The organism is Nocardia aegles (assembly GCF_052545135.1).
Genome location: NZ_JBQWRI010000001.1, coordinates 226,255 through 245,654, shown reverse-complemented (window position 1 = coordinate 245,654; position 19,400 = coordinate 226,255). Strand labels below are relative to the sequence as shown.

Sequence of the window (19,400 nt, the reverse complement as noted above, 5' to 3'; positions counted from 1 at the left end):
GATCCGCCTGCGCTACCTGGGCGAACAGGTCTGCGACCGATAGCTGCGCGCCCGGCGGCTCACAGTCGGCCGGATCGTCGGTCGGCTGCCACGGATCGGTGTGGAGGTGACCAATGCGACACTGCCGACCGGTGAGTCATTGCCCGATCCCGATTGCTGGGCACTTCGCTCAGGCGCCGAGCCCATCGACCTGATCGGCAGCGGGTTGTCGGTGTGGTCGGCTTGCGATGTCCTTCTGGTAGTGGAGGTTTCGGACGAAACGTTGGTGCAGGATCTCAACCGCAAGGCGGATCTGTACAGCCGCGCCGGATACCCGACTTATTGGGTCGTCACCAAAGACGTGATCTACGAACACACCGAGCCGACGTCGGAGGGTTATCGCACCCGGACCAGGTACCGGCCCGGTGACCACATTCCCGTCCGCTACGCGGACACCACCATTGCCGTGGACGATCTGCTGTTGTCCCAGTAGCCAGACGACCGTCATCAGGACAGCAGGTGTGATAGCGGGTTAGCATGCCTGCACGCTACGGTCCTACCGCGGCGTACTGCCGAAGTTGTTCGATGGGATGAGGGTAATGATGGGTTCGACGGTTCGTCGCGTTGTGGCCGGAGGCTCCGTCGCCGCCGCGCTCGCGCTGGGCTCGCTGACCGTGGCGCCGGAGGCGGTGGCGGACGCGCCCTGTCCGGAGGGCACCGCACGCGTGTTCCTGGCCAACAGCACGAATACCTGCCAGGGCGGCGGGACGGTCAGTTACGACCCGCCCGGCGTGGTGTCGAAGGTGTGCTCGACGGCGAGCGCCGACGTGTCCGCCGAGGCGACGTTCAAGAATCGCCGTGGCAAGATCATCACCCAGAAACTCGACTTGAGCGACGGCCGCTGCGGGCGGTTCGACATCGCGGGCCAACTGGGCAGCACGGTCACGGTCCGCTGAGCGGGTCGCGCCCGAACAGCAGCGCGCTGTCGCCGAACTCGTGCCACAGATAGCCGGTGTCCACCGCCACGGCGTACGCGGCGGCGACGGTTTCCTCCCCCGCCACCGCGACCAGGAGATCCAGGTGTGACGCGCCGGGCGCGTGCCAACCGGTGATCAGACCGTCCACCACACGGGCCGGTCGCTGAGCGCCGAGCACCAGGTCGGTCCAGCCGCGCGATGCGTGGACCAGGCCCGAATGGTCGGCGGCGGTCTCCAGCGCCCGGGTCACCGTCGTGCCGACCGCGACGACTCGCCCACCGGCGGCTTTCGTGTCGTTCACCAGCCGCGCGGTCGCGGCGGGCACGACCAACCGCTCCGGGCTCGGCGGTTCCCCGGCCTCGGGCGAAGAGACGCCGGTGTGCAGGGTGATCGGCGCGAGAGCGACGCCCGCGACGATCAGATCCAGCACCAGACGCTCGGTGAACGGTCGTGCCGCGCTGGGCATTTCCGCGCTGCCCGGCACCCGCCCGAAGACCGTCGTGTAATAACTGGTCGACCACCGCTGCGGCACATAGGAATACGTGATCGGGCGGCCGTGCACGGCGAGCAGCCGGAACACGTCACCGGTGACGTCCGCACTCCAGAGACGGCGTCCGCCGGGGAGCCAGGGCACGCGCAGTGTCACCGCCGCACCCGGCGATCGCAGCACGGTCCCGGCCGAGAGCCGCTCGGCCGGATAGGGAGTCCGCTCGGTGGTCCGGACTTCCACCACCCAGCGTCCGTCGTCCAGCCAGGTGGAGAAGTGCACCACGACCGGCTCGCCGTCCATCGTGGCATCGACCGCCGACGGCATGGTCGCCGAGTTGTTCACCACCAGTAGGTCGCCCGGGCGCAGGCGGTCGGGTAGTTCCCGGAATCGGGCGTGCGTGAGTCCGTCGCCGGCGACGAGCAGGCGGACGTCGTCGCGCGCAAGCCCCCGCGCCTCGGGCGGGACGGTGGCGTTGCGTTCGGGAGTCAGATCGAAAGACGGCAGTTCGGTCGGCACCGTCATGACGCACGCCCGGCCATGAAATCCGCTGCGGCATAACGCCCGTTCGTCGGCTTTTCGGCGAGCAACCGCAGCAGTGCGGGCACCACCGTCGCGGGCTCGGGCCGGTCGGAGATGTCTACGCCGGGAAACGCGGCCTGATGCATCTCGGTGCGCATGTCGCCGGGATCGAAGGCATAGATGGAAACGTCCGGATGTTCCGCACCGAGAATCGCCGTGAGCTGATCGAGCGCCGCCTTCGACGAACCGTATCCACCCCACGTGGGATAGGGCTCCACCGCGGCGTCGGAGCTGATGTTCACCAGGGCGCCGTCGGGCCGCAGCAGAGGTAGTGTGATCCGCGTAATCGCCAGTGGCGCAACGACATTCGTGCGCAGGACGCGCTCGAATTCGTCGAGTGGATAATCCGCGAGGCGCGGCAGCGGACTCGGTCCGAGACGGCTGGCGTTGTTCACCACCAGGGCGAGTTCCCCCGCGCCGCGAGCGGCATCCGCCAGCCGCGCTCGATCGGCCGGGTCGGTGACGTCGCCGGGAACCGCCAGGAACGACGGCCCGAGTTCGTCGGCCACGCGCCGCAACCGGTCGGCACGACGCCCGGTCCCCAGCACCCGCCACCCCTGTTCGATCAGCGCCCGCGCGAGCGCCGCGCCGAATCCGGCCGATGCGCCGGTGATCAGTGCGGTAGGACGAGACATGATGACCTCCTGGTAGTCGCCTACCCGTCGATCCTCATACCTCAACGTATCTTCAGGTCAAGCGCCGATCACTCCTCGGCTTCGGCGTCCTCCGCGGCCGTTTCCGGGGTGACCGCCTCGGGACCGCCGGCGAGCAGCCGCTGGAACCCCTCCTCGTCGAGAATCGGCACACCGAGTTCCTCCGCCTTGGCGGCCTTGGATCCGGGCGCGTCACCGACCACCACGAACGCGGTTTTCTTCGAGACCGAACCGGCCGCCTTGCCGCCGCGCATCAGGATCGCCTCTTTGGCGCCGTCGCGGGTGAAGCCCTGCAGCGAGCCCGTCACCACGATGGACAGGCCCGCCAGATTGCGCTCGATGGACTCGTCGCGTTCGTCCTCCATCCGCACACCCGCGGCACGCCACTTCGCCACCACGGCGCGGTGCCACTCGACGGTGAACCACTCCGCCACCGCGGCGGCGATGGTCGGGCCGACGCCGTCCGCGGCGGCCAACTCCTCGACCGACGCCGCTTCGATGCGGTCCAAGCTGCCGAACTCGGCGGCCAGCGCCCGTGCCGCGGTGGGGCCGACGTGCCGGATGGACAGGCCGACCAGCACCCGCCACAGTGGCCGATCCTTGGCCGCGGCCAGGTTCTCCAGCAGTCGCTTGCCGTTGGCGGAAAGGCTGCCGTTCTTGTTGGCGTAGAGGGATGTGGTGAGCAGCGCCGCCTCGTCCAAGTCGAACAGGTCACCTTCGTCGGTGATGGCGCCGGACTTCAGTAGATCGATCGCACCTTCGTAACCCAGTGCCTCGATGTCGAAGGCGCCGCGACTCGCCACGTGATAGACGCGCTCGCGCAACTGGGCCGGACAGAACTGCTGGTTCGGGCAGCGGATGTCGGCATCGCCCTCCTTCTCCGGGCGCAGTTCGGTGCCGCATTCAGGGCAGTGCGTCGGCATGACGAATTCGCGCGCGTCCTCGGGACGCGCGTCCACCACCGGCCCCAGCACCTCCGGGATCACGTCGCCCGCCTTGCGGATGGTGACCGTGTCTCCGATCAGCACGCCTTTGCGTTTGACCTCGGCCGCATTGTGCAGAGTGGCCATCGCGACCGTGGACCCCGCGACGGACACCGGCTCCATCACCGCGAACGGCGTCACCCGGCCCGTGCGGCCGACGTTGACCTGGATGTTCAGCAGTTTTGTCGTCGCCTCCTCGGGCGGGTACTTGTAGGCGATCGCCCAGCGCGGCGCGCGCGAGGTGGAGCCGAGGCGGCGTTGCAGCGCCGTCTCGTCGACCTTGATCACCTGGCCGTCGATCTCGTGCTCGATGTCGTGCCGGTGCTCACCCCAATACGCGACCCGCTCGATCACCGCGTCGATGCCCTGCACCCGCCTGGTGTGCTCCGACACCGGCAGACCCCACGCGGCGAGCGCGCGGTACGCCTCGTACTGCGAGGTCGGCGTGTAGCCCTCGATCCGGCCGAAGCCGTGACAGATCATGCGCAGCCTGCGCCGTGCGGTGACCGACGGATCTTTCTGCCGCAGCGAACCGGCCGCCGTGTTGCGCGGATTGGCGTAGGGCGGCTTGCCCTCGGCCACGATGGCGGCGTTGAGCGTCTCGAAATCCGCCAGCCGGAAGTACACCTCGCCGCGGACCTCCAGCAGTCGCGGGATCGGGAACTCCGCGCTGGAGGCCAGCTCGCCGGGGATGTCGTCGATGGTGCGCGCGTTGAGCGTCACGTCTTCGCCGGTACGTCCGTCGCCTCGGGTGGCGCCGCGGATCAGCCTGCCGTTCTCGTACACCAGGTTGAGCGCGACACCATCGATCTTGACCTCGCACAGATAGTGCAGGTCCGGTCCGGTCTCGGCCTCGACCCGGGCGGCCCAGGCGCGTAGCTCGTCGATGTCGAACACGTTGTCCAGCGACAGCATCCGCTCGAGGTGGTCGACGGCGGTGAAATCGGTCGCGAACCCACCGCCGACGAGCTGGGTCGGCGAATCCGGCGTGCGCAGGTCCGGATGTTCGTCCTCCATGGCTTGCAACCGCCGCACCAGCGCGTCGAACTCCCCGTCGGAGATGATCGGCGCGTCGCGGACGTAGTAGCGGAACTGGTGCTCACGCACCTCGTCCGCGAGTTGCTGCCACTCCACCCGCTGCTCTGGCGTCGCCGGGGCCGCCGCGATCTCGCTGTCACTCACCCATCGCACATTAGCGCAGGCCCCCGACCGGGAGCCGCCGTGTTCGCGCACGTCGCCGCCCTGGCGGACACGAATTCCGCCGGTCCGTTTCGCGGTGCGAGCACAGGCGTTGCGGCGGCGTCGCGGCGCCGCATGCCCGTCCCGACGGTGCGGCACCCACACCGGGCCGATCGAGTTCGGGAGGTGTCATGACAGCGCGATCCGTCAGTCGAAGGAAAGCTCCTCCGGCTCTTCCGCATACGCGCGCGCGATCTCCGCGGCCAAGCGCAGTGCGCGCCGACTCCACTCCACCGAGACGCCCGCCAGACCGCACGCCGGACTGACCGCCACCCGGTGCGCCAGCGTGCGGCGGCCGAAGCCGAGCCGATCGACCAGCCGGACACCGGGCTCGGCCAGATCGCGCCAGGTGACGGGGGTCGCGGGCACGTCGGTCGGAACCACACCGAGCACCAACTGTTTGCCCGCTTCGACGGTCTCCCCGACTTCGTCGAGTTGCCTGGTGCCGATCGTGCTCAGGTCGAAGCCGATCGCGGCGGCGGTGCTGCGACGCAGCAGACCCAGCGCGGGCGGCTCCGCGCAGCTGTGCACCAGCACCGGCGCGGACTGAGCGGCGATCACCGTGTCCAACAGCGCGAGGGCTTCCGGCTCGGGCACCGCGCGCACCGTGTTCAGCACGCTCACACCGCGCAGCGAGCCTTCCAGCACCGCGGTCAGCGACGGTTCGTCCAGTTGCAGGACGACGCGCGCGCCGAGCCGCTTGCCCACCTCAGCGACGTGCTGCGCCAGCCCCTCGGCCAGGGAGTCCGAAAGATCGCGCACCGCACCGGAATCGGTGAGCACACGGTGCCCGCCGGGCAGTTCGACCTGCGCGGCCAAGGTCAGCGGGCCCGCCGCCTGCACCTTGACCAGCCGTTCGCCGCCGGACAAGCCGGCGTTCTCCCACGCTTCCTCCAGCGCGTCCAGATCGGTGCGCAGCAGATCGTGGGCCCGGCGCGAGACCGCGCCCGGTCGCTGGGCGAGCCGGTACCCCCTCGGTGTCGTGTCGAAGCGCAGGTCGACCAGCAGGGCGGAGGCCCGGCCGATCAGGTCCGCGCCCGCGCCGCGCCCCGGCAACTCGACCAGGTGCGGCAGCTCACCGAGTTCGCCGACGATGGTCGCCGCGGCCTCACGCGGATCGGTGCCCGGCCAGGAGCCGACGCCCGTCGCGATGCCGCCCGGAAAGCGCACCGGCTCGGTCGCCGTACCCGTCCCACTGTCTCGTGTCACGTCAGCCGTGCCGGTCTCGTCCACCGTCGTCGTACTCCGTCCGTTCGATTCCGCCGTTACGCGACCGCGCCGCGCCCAGCGGCAAGACCGTCCTCCGATGCACGCACGGAGCAGCCCCGGGGAGACGCTGCCCGAAAGATCACCGCCGCGCGTCGGCCCGCGCGTCGCTCGGGACCGGCTCGCGGGCAGTACCGGAAATGGTGCCACTTCCGATCACCTCGTCACCCTCCGGATCCGGACGGTAGAGCACCACGGCCTGACCCCGCGCGACACCGGTCAGCGGCTCCCGCAGCCGCACGCGCAGTCCGTCGCCCACCGCCTCGGCGACCGCGGGCGCGATGCCGCCGTGCGCGCGGACCTGCGCCACGCACTCGATCGGGCCCGCGAGCGCGGAGCCGGACGTCCAGATCGCGCGCTCCGCCTCGACCGTCCAGACCCGCAGGTCGTCGGCCGACCCGACACGAACCGTGCCGGACTCGGGATCGATGCCGGTGACGTACCGCGGCTTGCCGTCGGCGGCGGGACCCGGCAACCCGAGACCCTTGCGCTGGCCGATGGTGAACCCGTGCACGCCCTCGTGCCGCGCGAGCTCCTGTCCGTCGGCGTCGACAACCGCGCCGGGCCGGATGCCGATCTTCGCGCCGAGGAAGGCGCGAGTGTCGCCGGAGGGGATGAAACAGATGTCGTGGCTGTCGGGCTTGTTCGCGACGGCGAGTCCGCGCTCGGCGGCCTCGGCGCGAATCTGCGGCTTGGGGGTGTCACCCACCGGGAACATCGCACGCGAGAGCTGCTGCGCGGTCAGCACCGCCAGCACATAGGACTGGTCCTTGTCGGCGTCGACGGCGCGGCGCAGCACACCGCCGTCCAGTCGCGCGTAGTGCCCGGTGACCACCGCGTCGAAGCCGAGCGCCACCGCGCGATCGGCCAGGGCGGAAAACTTGATCTTCTCGTTGCAACGCAGGCATGGATTCGGCGTCTCGCCCGCCGCGTAGACCGCGACGAAGTCGTCGATGACGTCTTCGGCGAAGCGGTCGGCGAAATCCCAGACATAGAACGGAATGCCCAGTACGTCGGCGGCGCGCCGGGCGTCACCGGCGTCCTCCTTCGAGCAGCAACCGCGCGACCCGGTGCGCAGCGTGCCCGGGGCCGCCGACAGCGCCAGATGCACGCCCACCACGTCGTGACCGGCGTCGACGGCACGCGCCGCCGCCACGGCCGAATCCACACCACCGCTCATCGCGGCGAGTACCCGCATCAGGCACCTCCTCTCGCACCGGCCAGGCCCGCGGCCTTGGCCCGCTCGACCACCTGCGGCAAGACTTTCAGAACTGCGTCGACGTCGGCGCGCGTCGAGGAGTGTCCCAGCGAGAAGCGCAGCGATCCGCGCGCCTGCCACGGCTCGACGCCCATGGCGATCAGCACGTGACTGGGCGTTGCGACGCCCGCGGTGCACGCCGAACCGGTCGAGCATTCGATGCCCACCGCGTCCAGCAGCATCAGCAGCGAATCCCCCTCACAGCCGGGGAAAGTGATGTGCACGTTGCCGGGCAGTCGCCGTTCGCCGGCCGGGCCGTTGAGCACCGCGTCGGGTGCCACCGCGCGGATGCCGTCGATCAGCGCGTCTCGCAACGCCACCAGCTCGGCGGTCCGAGCCTGGCGTTCGATCGAGGTCTGGCGCAGCGCGGCGGCCAGCCCGAGCGCGGCCGCGGTGTCCGAGGTGCCCGACCGGAGGTCGCGCTCGTGCCCGCCGCCGTGCAGCAGCGGTACGCACGGCACCTGCCTGCCGAGCAGCAGCACCCCGATACCGTGCGGTCCCCCGACCTTGTGCCCGGCGAAGCTGGCCGCGGAAAGGCGGCTCGCGCCGAAGTCGATGGGCAGCTGCGCCGCCGCCTGCACCGCGTCACTGTGCATCGGAACGCCGAATTCCGCTGCGATGGAAGCGAGTTCGCCGATCGGCTGGATCGTGCCGACCTCGTTGTTCGCCCACATGACGGTGACCAGCGCGACCTCGTCGGGATGGGCGGCGAGCGCGGCGCGCAGCGCCGCGGCCGCGACCACACCGTCGGCGTCGACCGGCAGCCAGGTGACCTCGGCGCCCTCATGCCGCTCGAGCCACTCCACCGCATCGATCACCGCGTGGTGCTCGACAGAGCTGGCGATGATCCGGTTCCGGCGCGGATCGGCGTCGCGGCGCGCCCAGAAGATGCCCTTCACCGCCAGGTTGTCGCTCTCGGTGCCGCCGGAGGTGAAGATGACCTCCGAAGGCCGGGCGCCCAGGTCCGCCGCGATCGACTCGCGCGCTTCCTCCAGCAACCGCCGGGCGGCGCGCCCCGAGCCGTGCAGCGACGATGCGTTGCCCGTGCCGCCCAGGGCAGCCGTCATCGCCTCGATGGCCGCGGGCAACATCGGTGTGGTGGCCGCATGATCGAGGTAGACCGTCTGGGACGCAGCACCGTTGACCGGACCCGAAAAAGCCGACTTCATGACCTATAAACCCTAACCCACCATTCACCTGCGGATCCGTGGGGCCGATCCCCTGCCGTCTACGACCTGCCTACGATTTACCCACCACATGCAAGCCGATCCGGTCACCACGGTATTCCCTCAACCCCCGCGCCAGCGCCTCTCCCAGCGTCAATGCCCCTACCTGCTGCCGGTCGACCAGGTGCGTGCAGACAGCGAGCAGGCCGCTGCCGCGCGCAGCCGAGAGCAGGAACTGCTGCTCACCCTCGGAGAGCCGGAACGCCAGCCCCGCTTATTTGCTGTCCGTGGCAGCCACGGAGCGGCCGCGGGCGGTCAATTCGAACGGCTCGGGGCGTAGCGTTCCGCGCTCCCGGAAGGTCAGCGGCGTTGAGGAGGTTGTGCGCAGATCGAAGGCGTGCGCCAGCCGGCCGAGCATGAGTGTCGCCTCGTGCAGCGCGAACGCCCGCCCTATACACGAGCGGGGGCCTGTGCCCCACGGTTGGAAGAATCGATCCGGAAAGGCGCGCAGCGCGGTGGAGTCGAAGCGGTCCGGGTCGAAGTCCTCGGCGGACGCACCCCACACTTCGGGGTCGCGCTGCGCGGCGAGCGCGAGGACGAACACCGCACGCCCGGCCGGGACCAGGTAGCCGCCAAGATTCTGGTCCGTGCGTGCGATCCGGAAATAGCCGGGCGCGGGCGGCCACAGTCGCAGGCATTCATTGAGGAACTGGCGCGTGAACCGCATCTTCGTCACATCTTCATAGCTGAGACTGGTTGTCCGCGCGGGCATCTCGGCACGCACACGGTCTTGATAGTCCGGGTTCCGCGCCAGGTAGTAGACCGCCGGACCCCGCAGCGCCGCCCGTACGTGGCCGAGGAGAGGCACGTCATTCGTGGATTCCGATGCCCACTGCAGCGTGCGGCTCAGCTCCCGAACGAAACGGTCCGAATCACTGGCCGCCCCATCGGGATCGAAAAAACCGCAGGTTCCGATCGAACCCGGCTCGCGCGATCACTTCGAGGGTGGCGCGAGTCATCGCCGAATGAACGGACACGCCGCCACTGCCGGCCGACGCCCATTCGGTCACCAGATCATCGGCGACAGAGGCCATCGCATCGTGATAGGTGCGCATCGCGGCCTGAGCGAACCCGGGCGTGCGGATGCGCCGAGCCTGTCCCCACAGCGGATCCTTCGAACTGGCCGTGAGCATCCCGTGCGGGGCGATCGGCCGCAACTTTGGCGAGCGGACCTAGAAGCACACGCGCCCAGGCTGTTTCGTCGCCGCACTGTGCCGACAATCGGGCCCCGGCCACGATGACCAGCTGACTCAAACACGCCAGTTATCCGATTGCCAGGCACCGCGACACAGCCGCCGGCCCCCCAGATGCAGCTTCACGTAGCCCGGCTGCGCCTTCGTCGCCTACTGTGCGGCTGCGGTGCGGCGGCCGCGCAGCATCGGGCGGCGGCGTGGGCGGCGCACTTCTGGTGCCTCGGTCGTGAGCGACGGGTCCTGGACCCGGGTGTGCCCCGCCTCGATCCACCCTGTGGCTTGCAGCGCACCGTGGCGCGGCGACTCGGTGCCGCGGACGGCGGCTTCGCAGCGGCGGGCCAGTTCGCGCCGGTCGGCGCCGGGCGCCAGCACCGGCTCCAGCACCACTTCGGCGACCATTCCGCGCGAGCGCAGCACCCGCCCGGCGGAGGAGCCGAAGGTGTCGGCGCCGACGAATGCGGGCACCGTGCACGGCACGCCGTGCCGGTCCAGGTACCGCAACCGCACCGGCTGCACGGGGGTGCCGGTGTCCACCGCCGCTTGGAACAATGCCGGACGCATGCCGCCGTAGGCGCGGCCACACCACGTGGTGCCCTCGGGGAAGACGCCGATCCGCTCACCAGCGGCCAACCGCGCCGCAACCGCGGTCACCACGCCGGGCAACTGCCGCAGGCTCTCGCGCTCGATCGGTATCACCCGCATCAGCTTGGCGAGTTTGCCGAGCAGCGGCCAGTCCAGCATGTCGGCGCGGGCCACGAAGCCGAGCGGCTGCACCGAAGCGAGCGCGACGATGTCGGTCCAGCTGATATGCCCGGTGACGACAAGCACACCCCGGTCGTCAGTACCGAAGCCGGGTGCGAGCGCGGTGTCGCCCTCATCGGCGACACCGCGCTCGGCCGCGGTCACCCGGTTGTCGACGACACGCAACCGCAGGCCGATGCAGCCGAGCAGTAGGCGCGCGTAGCCGCGCTGCAACGGCACCCGCTTGCCGCGCGGGGTCACCGCGTGCGCGATCGGGTAGCTGAGCAGCACTGCGGCGATGCCGGCCAGCCGGGCGGCCACCCGGGCCGGGCCGACCTGGTCGATCGAATCGATGCAGCCGGAACCACAGGGGCTCGCCGGCATCCAAGCGTGCGCGGCGGACGGGGCGGGTGGCGCGTCGAAAACCACGGTCCTCACCGTCCTCCGTCAAACGACGCGGCGGCGTCTTGTAGGCGGTTGAGGTAGCGGGTGTTGATGGTGTTCAGCCCGAGCAGCACGACGAAGTCGGCGACCGCGAAAGCGGGATCGTGGGCGGGCTCACCACAGATCTCGGCGCCCAGCCTCAGGTATCCGCGCACCAGCGGAGGCAGCTTCGGCCGCGACGGCGGGGTCAGTTCGTCCAACGTCTTGCCGTCGACGATCACCGGGTTGTGCGGGTGCACCCGGCGCTCCGGGTCGGAGGCGTGCCGACCGAGCAGCATGTCGCGCACGCCGCGCACGTTCACCCCTGGCGGGTCGGCCGGGGTGTCCTGCATCGGCACCGACACGCAGCCCATCACCCACTCGTAGCCGGTGAGCTGGATGTAGTGCAGGATGCCCGCCCACATGAGGGTGAGCACCGAGCCGTTGCGGTGGTCGGGGATCACGCACGCGCGGCCCATCTCGACGATCCGCATACCTTCCGGATCCAGTTGCGCCAGATCGAATTCCGTCGCCGTGTAGTACCCGCCCGCGGCGGCGACCTTGTCCGGCGGCAGCATCCGGTAGCAGCCGACGAATTCGCCGCTGGCGTCGTCACGCACCAGCATGTGGTCGCAGTGCTCGTCGAAATGGTCGGCGTCCAAACCGCTGCCGTCGTCCGGGATCTGGAACCCCGGCTCGTTGGCGAACACGTTGTAGCGCAGGCGCTGGGCGGCGACGCGGTGGTCGAGGTCGGAGGAGACCACCAGCGAGTAGCGCGACCGTCCCTCCCCGGAGTCCGTCGGTCGAGCCGGGGCCGTCAGCACGGACGAAATAGTCATATCCACGATGAAGCCAGTCCGACAATGCGCCCCAGCAACCTCGAAGTGTCGCCGCGATGCCGGTTGGGTGAACGAGACGGCTGTCACACCTAGCGTTCACCGAGCGGTTCCACCACGTTCGCCCCTCCGCATCGAAACCGCATCCGACATGCGGTTATCGGCCAACTACCGACTCATGCCGACAATCCGCGGGCCGAACGAGTGCCCGCAAACGGAATAGTCGGCGACGACCCGACGCCACTCCAACATGCAAGCCCAGACAGTGTGATCGCCGGCTCACGAAACCAGACGGCCCGACGACAGGTTTCGAGCGAAGCTGTTCAGGGGCGCTGCGCGCTCCTTCGTGGGTTGGGAAATTCCATTTTCGTGTCAGCGAAATCGAGCCGGCGCCGTGCGCGGCCCCACTCGCGTGTGCGCGGCCGTCGCGTAGGCGACGAAGGAGCAAGCGGCGGTCGCGCACACGCGAGTCATAAAGGGGGCCGCGAACACCCAGCGCCGCAGGCGCTGGAAATCGAACACAGCTTTACGCGGCTCGACTCTCCGCGGCGAGCACCTTCGGCGCGGTCGTATCCGCTTCGGCGAAACCGGGACGCCCGGTGAAGATGAACGCGACCAGCCAGGACGCGACCGCGGCGAAGCGGTTGCGGAAGCCGACCAGGTAGAACAGATGCACCGCCAGCCACATGACCCAGGCGATCAGGCCACGGAAGGCGATGCGCTCGTTCAGCTTCGCCACGGCGCTGAAACGGCTGATCACCGCCATGCTGCCCTTGTCCCAGTAGGTGAAGGGGGTACCGGGCTGCTTCTTGCGGCGGATGATGTCGGCGGCGTGCCTGCCTTCTTGCATGGCCACCGGCGACTGGCCGGGGTAGCCGTTGAGCGAGGTCATGTCGCCGATGGCGTAGATGTCGGCGTAGCCGCCGACGGTGAGGTCCGGGTTGATCAGCAGTCGGCCGGCGCGGTCGGTCGCCGCGCCCGTGGCCTCGGCCAGGATTTTCGCGAACCCGCCCGCCTGCACGCCCGCCGACCACACCACGGTCTCCGCCGCGATGGCGTGCTCGACGCCGTCTGCGCTCTTGACAGTGACCTTGCCGTGCTCGATGTCGGTGACGAAGGTACCGAGCAGTACGTCCACGCCGCTGCTGGTCAGCGACTTCTTCGCGTACTCCGACAGCCCGCCGCCGAACGGCGGGAGCACCTCGCCCGCGCCCTCCACGAGCGTGACCGAGACCTCCTGGTGGAAATGCCGTTTCGCCAGCTCCTTCAGCTGGCCGGCCACCTCGACGCCGGTCGCGCCCGCGCCGACCACGACGAAGCTCAGCAGCCTGCGCCTGGTCTGCTCGTCGGCTTGCGCGGCTTCGGCGAACACCCGCGCTATCTGCGCGCGCAGCCGGCGCGCGTCATCGATGGTCTTGAGCGAATAGGTCTTCTCCGCGAAGTCGTCGCGACCGAAGTAGGACTGGCTCGCGCCGGTGGCCGCGATCAGCGAGCCGTAGCGGATGCGGTGCGATACGCCCTCGTGTTCATAGGTGACGACGGCCCGGTCAGGATCGATGTCGACCACGGTGCCGAGGCGCACGTCGGCCTCGCGATGGCGGCGCAGGATGCCGGCGATCGGCGGCGCGATCTCCTCCGATGTGAGCACACCGGTCGCCACCTGGTACAACAGCGGTTGGAACAGATGCTCGGGCGTGCTGGAGATCAGCACATAGTCCACCCCCGACTTGGCCAACTGCTTGGCGGCGGCGAGCCCGCCGAAGCCCGATCCGACAATAACGACACCCGCGGTTTCGATCCCCGCGTCCACGTACTGCATGACAGCCTCCTTCTCTCATTACGAACCGTTATCCAGAGGGCGGATATTTCAGGTGTTTGGGCGCATAATTAAGATGACTCTTATCTCGATTCGTAATTAATGAGGAGGCCGCCGTGGAACTCCGGCAGCTCACCTACTTCGTCGCGGTATGTGAGGAGCTCAGCTTCAGCGGCGCCGCGGCGCGCTGCTTCATCTCTCAGTCGGCGATCAGCCACCAGATCTCCCGGCTGGAGCGCGACCTCGGTGTGCAACTGTTCGAGCGCTCGACCCGATCGGTCGTGCCCACCGACGCCACCGCACGGCTGCTTCCCCTCGCGAAACAAATGCTGAGCCTGGAATCGGCGATCCGTGCCGCCGTGCGCACGGTGGGGCCGCGCATCCGGCTCGCCGCGAACATGTCCTTCGCCACCCGCTCGCTGTCGGCGATCGCGGGGGCGCGCGCCGCGCACCCGGAGGCGGAGATCGAGTTCGTCATCAAACCCTTCCGCCAGCGCATCACCGCGGTGACGGACGGCGACTGCGATCTGGCCCTGATCCGGGGCCGCGTCGACCAGCCCGGCCTGGTGGCCGAGCAGCTATGGGTCGAGGATCTGGTGATCGCCACCTCCGGCGCGCATCCGCTGGCGACGAAGGATGTGGTGACGCTGGCGGATCTGGCGTCCTATCCGCTGCTACTCCCCCCGGAGCAGGAACAGGTCCTCTTGCACACCGTCATTCGCAACGCGTTCGCCGAACTCCCCACCGGCCCGACCTTCGGACCGCCCATCCCGCCGGACCACACCGCGACGATGGAACTGATCAACCGGCCCGACGCGTGGACCGTGCTCTACGCGGAGAGCACCACCGAGGGGCTGGTGGTGCTGCGGCTGGCCGAAAGCAAGCTGCGCATCCCGGTGTCGGCGGTCCTGCGCACCGACGCCCGGCGCTCACCGATCCTGAACACCCTGCTCACCGCACTGCACCGGTGTTGATTCGGGATTCGAGGGACGTCAGCGCCCCCGGGCGACATGGTTTGTCGCTGAACGCACTTCCCTAGTCCATTGCCGTCTTCGGCTACCCTGCTGCCACGGTCCCGGACTCTGGAGGTGAGGCCCGGGCCGCGATCATGGTGCTCCGACGCTGCAACGTCCTATAGTCGACTGCCCTGATTTCTCGGAATTGGAAGCCTTGTCGGGGCGACGGCGGCGGCGCAGCGCAAACCCGGAGGCCGACCACACAGAACGGGTTCGCCGAACGGACCGTCGATTCCCTCTACCCGGGGGCGCGCGGGCGAAATCAGCGCGGCGTCGCCGATCTTCTCTTGGGAGGAGCCGTAGATGTCGATCTTGCCGGTGGTGTCGGTTCTAATCAGCCGGTACCCGATCTTGGTCGGGTCTTCCTTCCGCATCGCCTCCCACATGCCGCGGTCGATGAGCCATTGCGTGAAGGCGGGGTCTTTCGCGGCGTCTTGTTCGAGTTTGTGCCACAGATAAGGGTCGGTCATCTGCTGGGCCCGGTACGCGCCGTCGGGAATCAGCGCGCCGCCGACCTTGGGATCGCCCGGGTTGCCGCCCTTGGCCTCCACGATCATGAGCGTGCCGTCTTTGAAGGCGACGATATCGTGCTTGTTGCCGCCCTTAGATGCTCCGTGAGGAAGGGTCGACACGTCCGGCTGTCGCGTCGCGACCGGCAGCAGCATCCATTTTGGAAGGTCTGTCGTCGAGAATCGACAGATGTAGTCCTCGCCGCTCTCGATGAGCATCCGGCCGCTGAGCCGGGCTTCGCATACGGTCGGTATGAAAACCTTCCGGTATTCCGACAGTAGAGCCAACAAACCGTCGGAGGCCGTTTCAGCTACGCACGCCCCAGCCGATCACACCAGCTGTTGTCGTACCCAATCCGGGATCTCGCTGTCGCGGCGGACGTAGACAGCAAGCTCCGCGCGCAGGTCATCGGCGGAGGGAGCCGGCATCCAATCAGGGATCTCCGATGTCGAGAACATCGCTCGATATCGGTCCGGACCCGCGATCGAGATCTGACCACTCAACCAGGCCCCGACCCGGTCGTCGAACGACACCCGCTTGTGTTCGGAAAGCAACTGCAGCAAGCCCTCCGACGGCCGCAGGTTGTCTACGGAACCACTGCTCCGACGCACCTGCACACCCGCCGCACCCGAATCTCCCACCAATGTCGCCCACAGCAGCACGAAATCCCAATCCGCACCGACCATCTCGACAACCTCGGTGACCAGGGCCCGCTCGACCACCTCGACCCCGACCACATCGGGCGCCCAGGACTCCCACCGCGCGCCTATACCTTCACCGGACAACTCGCGCTTCACAAGATCGATCATCTGTCGCACCACCGGAGGCGGCTGCGTGTCACTGAACAAGACGATATCCACGCCGGCCATCTCAGCCAGACCACGCTCTCGAGCCAACTCGAGCGCATAGCCGGACCGGATCGCATGAATGTAACTGTTCATCTTCCGGCGCAAGTCCTCGCACAACACCACCAGATCACCATCGCGATACGACCGCTCCTCCACCATCACCAACACCAGACGACCATCCGGACCCACCGCGACCTGGTCGACACGATCGGACTCACTCACCGTCATCTGGCCACCTTCCACATCCTGCCTCGTTCGCAGGACGCTCCTCGATTCCATCCGCGCTCCATACGGGTGCTTACCTCTTCTACGGTAGCCGCCGACGCAGCCGCTACATCCTGGATGCTCACAACACCCGCCCCCTCGAATTTCAGCCACAGCGCGCTAAACAATAGCCAGCACTGCGAATTACGAATTATCAGGTAGGCAATTGAGAAGGCCTCAACAGGCACGGTGTCGGCGCATCGGCTTGTGTCATGTTCTGTACGGCCCGAGCCGATCAGTGTCCGCGCATCCGAGCGTATTCTGGGAATCGCTCGATCATCGCTGCGTCGAAGCCCGACGCACGCTCGATAGAGTCCCATTTATGGAACCCATCGCGGCGCAGGTACCATTCCATCAGAATCGCCGCATCCCGCACCCGACCGTTCAACACAGACAGCACAGCGACAGCTCGGAGCAGAACCGGGTGCGGATTCTCCGGGTCCCTACTTTGTGTGGCTGGTGTCCGTGCACCCTGGACCAGCTTTTCCGGACTGTCGAACCGGGAGAACCACTCCGCGACAGGACCCCTCAGGAGCCGCATGAACTCGCCCACCGCGCGTTCCACCCCCGGCTCGCCTCCCACCGAGATCTCCCCCGGATCGAGAGGTCGCTCGAAATACCCGAAGTTTACCGACTCCATATAGTTTCGGTCCCAACCACCCTTGGACAATACTTCATCCGGCATATCCCGCAGGACACCCTCCACAGCCGACGAAACGACCCACCCGCTCGCAGCGATCCCCACACCACCGTGACCGTTTCGCTGAATGGTGGCCTTCACCGCCATCGTCATATTCGGCACCCCGCTATCAGGTGCGACGAACCAGGCCCTTACCCAGGACGGGTTCCTGACACCCGGTTCGGCGACACCTAAGCTGTCGAGCGGCTCCGAAGGTGTGAAACCCTCCACCGCCAAGGCCTCGGTCAGCTGACCGACCACCATCTTCGTCAACCGCACTGCGCCGACGGCCATCGTGTTCCCCTCTCCGAAAAATCCAGCTTACTGTAAGCCAATCATCCTCCCTCAATGAGGCCCGACCCTACACTTCAGCAGCCTACAGATGAGCGCCATAGGCGATGACCCGCAACTCTTCTGCCCGGGCATGTTGATCAGGACCCATAGCCGTAGTCGAGATATTCACGGTCACCGATTGATCCACCCGCCGATTGACTTCGCGAATTCCAGGTAGCCGCGCCACACCCTGCCAGTGCCAAGAATTCCACCGAAACGACAGGGCATGTGTATCGCCTCCAATAGTCCTCAGCACATCGGACTGCATGCTGACATCGCGAGCCTGTGGGTTTCCAGCGGGGCGGATGGGCGGATTGCCCGCGCCCAGCAGACTGTCTTCCAGCGCTTGCAGACTCCGCTCGAGATTGCGAACCAACTCCAGAGCCTGGCGCCGAGATTGATAGTGAATTGCAGCGAGATAGTCACCAGAATTGAAAGAGCGCCGAGCCGCCTCCGCGTTTAGTTCCGAGAATGCGCTCAGCGCCGAATTCCTCCATTCCGGATTCTCGATCGTACCGTCGACCAGATCTCCAAGAATTTTCGGATCGTCAGCGGATCGACTGAGCACAGCATCCGTAGGCGCCCATTCATTATTCCATCGAACTGTTTCCACGCGGTCGATCACCATATCGCTAGTGTCAACCTCAGCTTGCCTTAGCAACTCCAGCAAGTCTGGATTCTTTTTCAAGTCTATCTCGAAAGATTTACCTTTCTCGGCATAGTATCTGTACCCATCGAACTGATCGGGAAAGTATTTGGATTCATTGAATTTGGACTCGACAAGGACGAGCTTGCCGTCTTTATCTATGGCAATAAAGTCCGGCTTGAAGAACTCGCCAGGCTTACCCGGAACGGGATCTTTGCCTTTTCCCCGGCAGCGATAATACGCTATCCCTGCAGTACTAGTTTTGCCCGAGTGAGTGCGTCGCCTACGAATCCGCGGACATTGGAATCTTTTTCGATATTATCGACATTCCAGTTCGGATGGCCCTGATCCATGCCGTCACGGGCCGGGCTTGTGGCACTCTCCAGCGCATCTTGCTCAGGTTGCGGCGGGTTCGGCTTTTTCTGTTTGGGCTCACCGGTTGTGGTCGGCTGCTTTCCACCGGGCAATTTGTCACGCGGCGGCTTGGCCCCCCTCGTAGTACCGGGGATGGACCCATCCCAGTGGAGCGTGCCGTCTACTCCGAACTTCATGCCCAGCGGAACACCCGCCTCCGTGCCGGGACTGGTCCCGTCCCAGACGAGTTCACCGTTGCGGTCGAACATCGTGCCCTCGGGGAGCTGCGGAGGGTCCAGGCGACGCGGGGATTCCCCTACCTCGGCCCCGTCCCCGCGCGGACGCGAATTATTGGGATGTCCGCTGCCGGACCCGCCCCCCGGCTGGAAACGGTCGAAGCCAAGGATGTTCCCAGGGCTATCATTGCGGCATGTCCAGGCCCGGTGTCGAGCGTCCTGACCTCCCTGAATACCCGACCTGGGAGGAACTGGAGCGTCTACCCGAGGAGATCGCGGAACAGATCGAACTCTGGGAAGGTCGCGTGGTGTGGATGCCCCGTGGTCCCCGGGAACATCAGCGGTTCACCCGCCGGATCGTCAACGAGATCGAGCGGTGTGCGCGTGCGGATATGTCGGTGCGGCCCGAAAGCTGCTGGGAGGCCGAGTTCGAGACAAATGTCTTTCTCGGAGCAATCGGGAAATCCGACTTCCTCACTCCAGACTTTCTCGTGCACCGCTGTCTGCCTCCATATCAGGACGTACGGGCAGCCGACACACTTCTCGTGGGTGAAGTGCTCGCACCGTCGAACACCGCGCCCGTCCTGGCCGCCAAGGCGGCACGCTACGCAAAGGCCGGGATTTCGTGGTACTGGGAAGTGACGCTGAAAGCGGATGTCAGCGCCATTGCTTTCATTCGGGCCTACGGCTTGGAGACCGGATACGCGCAGCTACCCGATGGGGTCAGGCCGTTGCACACGGCCGCATATCGGCTCGTCGGCGAGTGGGCGAATGACGGCGAAAAGGAAGAGAGAGTGTCGTTCACACACCCGTTTCCGATCGACATACCGTGGACGGCACTCGCCTTCTGAACGG

The 19,400-nt window shown here is 67.3% G+C and carries 19 protein-coding genes; 4 read left to right on the top strand and 15 right to left on the bottom strand.

Annotated elements, in window-relative coordinates; all coding sequences use genetic code 11:
• Positions 1-106 precede the first annotated feature (106 nt).
• The gene (locus ACT89H_RS01145; RefSeq protein ID WP_445106586.1) at positions 107-472 is read left to right on the top strand and encodes a Uma2 family endonuclease; all 366 of its coding nucleotides are present in this window, start codon (positions 107-109) and stop codon (positions 470-472) included.
• A 109-nt stretch (positions 473-581) separates the two neighbouring features.
• The gene (locus ACT89H_RS01140; protein ID WP_445106585.1) at positions 582-935 is read left to right on the top strand and encodes a hypothetical protein; all 354 of its coding nucleotides are present in this window, start codon (positions 582-584) and stop codon (positions 933-935) included.
• Here ACT89H_RS01140 and ACT89H_RS01135 read toward each other — a convergent pair.
• From ACT89H_RS01135 to ACT89H_RS01090, 10 genes are all read right to left on the bottom strand, one after another.
• Complete coding sequence (locus ACT89H_RS01135) at positions 922-1,968, bottom strand: S-adenosylmethionine:tRNA ribosyltransferase-isomerase (RefSeq protein ID WP_445106584.1); 1,047 nt, start codon at positions 1,966-1,968, stop codon at positions 922-924. The two genes, ACT89H_RS01140 and ACT89H_RS01135, sit on opposite strands and share 14 nt — an antisense overlap.
• Positions 1,965-2,660, bottom strand: a complete 696-nt coding sequence (locus tag ACT89H_RS01130; RefSeq protein WP_445106583.1) for an SDR family NAD(P)-dependent oxidoreductase — start codon at positions 2,658-2,660, stop codon at positions 1,965-1,967. Before ACT89H_RS01130 ends, ACT89H_RS01135 begins: the two co-directional genes overlap by 4 nt.
• A gap of 68 nt (positions 2,661-2,728) precedes the next feature.
• Positions 2,729-4,843 carry an NAD-dependent DNA ligase LigA gene (gene ligA / locus ACT89H_RS01125; RefSeq protein ID WP_445106582.1) on the bottom strand — a complete coding sequence of 705 codons (2,115 nt, stop codon included), beginning with the start codon at positions 4,841-4,843 and terminating at the stop codon, positions 2,729-2,731.
• A gap of 204 nt (positions 4,844-5,047) precedes the next feature.
• Entirely contained in the window at positions 5,048-6,109 is a 1,062-nt protein-coding gene (locus ACT89H_RS01120) for a methionine synthase (RefSeq protein ID WP_445107319.1), read from the bottom strand.
• 139 nt (positions 6,110-6,248) lie between these two features.
• Complete coding sequence (mnmA, locus tag ACT89H_RS01115) at positions 6,249-7,364, bottom strand: tRNA 2-thiouridine(34) synthase MnmA (RefSeq protein WP_445106581.1); 1,116 nt, start codon at positions 7,362-7,364, stop codon at positions 6,249-6,251.
• A complete protein-coding gene (locus ACT89H_RS01110) occupies positions 7,364-8,593 on the bottom strand; it encodes a cysteine desulfurase family protein (RefSeq protein ID WP_445106580.1) in 1,230 nt (409 codons plus the stop codon). Before ACT89H_RS01110 ends, mnmA begins: the two co-directional genes overlap by 1 nt.
• 271 nt (positions 8,594-8,864) lie before the next feature.
• Positions 8,865-9,458: a cytochrome P450 gene (locus tag ACT89H_RS01105; protein ID WP_445106579.1), complete on the bottom strand. Its 594-nt coding sequence runs from the start codon at positions 9,456-9,458 to the stop codon at positions 8,865-8,867.
• A 535-nt stretch (positions 9,459-9,993) separates the two neighbouring features.
• Positions 9,994-11,022 carry a lysophospholipid acyltransferase family protein gene (locus tag ACT89H_RS01100; protein ID WP_445106578.1) on the bottom strand — a complete coding sequence of 343 codons (1,029 nt, stop codon included), beginning with the start codon at positions 11,020-11,022 and terminating at the stop codon, positions 9,994-9,996.
• Positions 11,019-11,846: a GNAT family N-acetyltransferase gene (locus ACT89H_RS01095; protein WP_445106577.1), complete on the bottom strand. Its 828-nt coding sequence runs from the start codon at positions 11,844-11,846 to the stop codon at positions 11,019-11,021. The genes ACT89H_RS01100 and ACT89H_RS01095 overlap by 4 nt, the downstream gene beginning before the upstream one ends.
• 523 nt (positions 11,847-12,369) lie before the next feature.
• Positions 12,370-13,662 carry an NAD(P)/FAD-dependent oxidoreductase gene (locus ACT89H_RS01090; RefSeq protein WP_445106576.1) on the bottom strand — a complete coding sequence of 431 codons (1,293 nt, stop codon included), beginning with the start codon at positions 13,660-13,662 and terminating at the stop codon, positions 12,370-12,372.
• A gap of 113 nt (positions 13,663-13,775) precedes the next feature.
• Here ACT89H_RS01090 and ACT89H_RS01085 point away from each other — a divergent pair, with 113 nt between their 5' ends.
• Complete coding sequence (locus tag ACT89H_RS01085; RefSeq protein WP_445106575.1) at positions 13,776-14,633, top strand: LysR family transcriptional regulator; 858 nt, start codon at positions 13,776-13,778, stop codon at positions 14,631-14,633.
• A gap of 158 nt (positions 14,634-14,791) precedes the next feature.
• Here ACT89H_RS01085 and ACT89H_RS01080 read toward each other — a convergent pair whose 3' ends face one another.
• From ACT89H_RS01080 to ACT89H_RS01060, 5 genes are all read right to left on the bottom strand, one after another.
• Positions 14,792-15,403, bottom strand: coding sequence for a hypothetical protein (locus ACT89H_RS01080; RefSeq protein WP_445106574.1), 612 nt, complete (start codon positions 15,401-15,403; stop codon positions 14,792-14,794).
• A 111-nt stretch (positions 15,404-15,514) separates the two neighbouring features.
• Positions 15,515-16,261: a hypothetical protein gene (locus tag ACT89H_RS01075; RefSeq protein WP_445106573.1), complete on the bottom strand. Its 747-nt coding sequence runs from the start codon at positions 16,259-16,261 to the stop codon at positions 15,515-15,517.
• A gap of 271 nt (positions 16,262-16,532) precedes the next feature.
• The gene (locus ACT89H_RS01070; protein WP_445106572.1) at positions 16,533-17,270 is read right to left on the bottom strand and encodes a hypothetical protein; all 738 of its coding nucleotides are present in this window, start codon (positions 17,268-17,270) and stop codon (positions 16,533-16,535) included.
• Between the two features lie 82 nt (positions 17,271-17,352).
• Positions 17,353-17,937: a hypothetical protein gene (locus ACT89H_RS01065; RefSeq protein WP_445106571.1), complete on the bottom strand. Its 585-nt coding sequence runs from the start codon at positions 17,935-17,937 to the stop codon at positions 17,353-17,355.
• 260 nt (positions 17,938-18,197) lie between these two features.
• Complete coding sequence (locus ACT89H_RS01060) at positions 18,198-18,578, bottom strand: hypothetical protein (RefSeq protein ID WP_445106570.1); 381 nt, start codon at positions 18,576-18,578, stop codon at positions 18,198-18,200.
• A gap of 161 nt (positions 18,579-18,739) precedes the next feature.
• Here ACT89H_RS01060 and ACT89H_RS01055 point away from each other — a divergent pair, with 161 nt between their 5' ends.
• Positions 18,740-19,396, top strand: coding sequence for a Uma2 family endonuclease (locus ACT89H_RS01055; RefSeq protein WP_445106569.1), 657 nt, complete (start codon positions 18,740-18,742; stop codon positions 19,394-19,396).
• Positions 19,397-19,400: the final 4 nt, after the last annotated feature.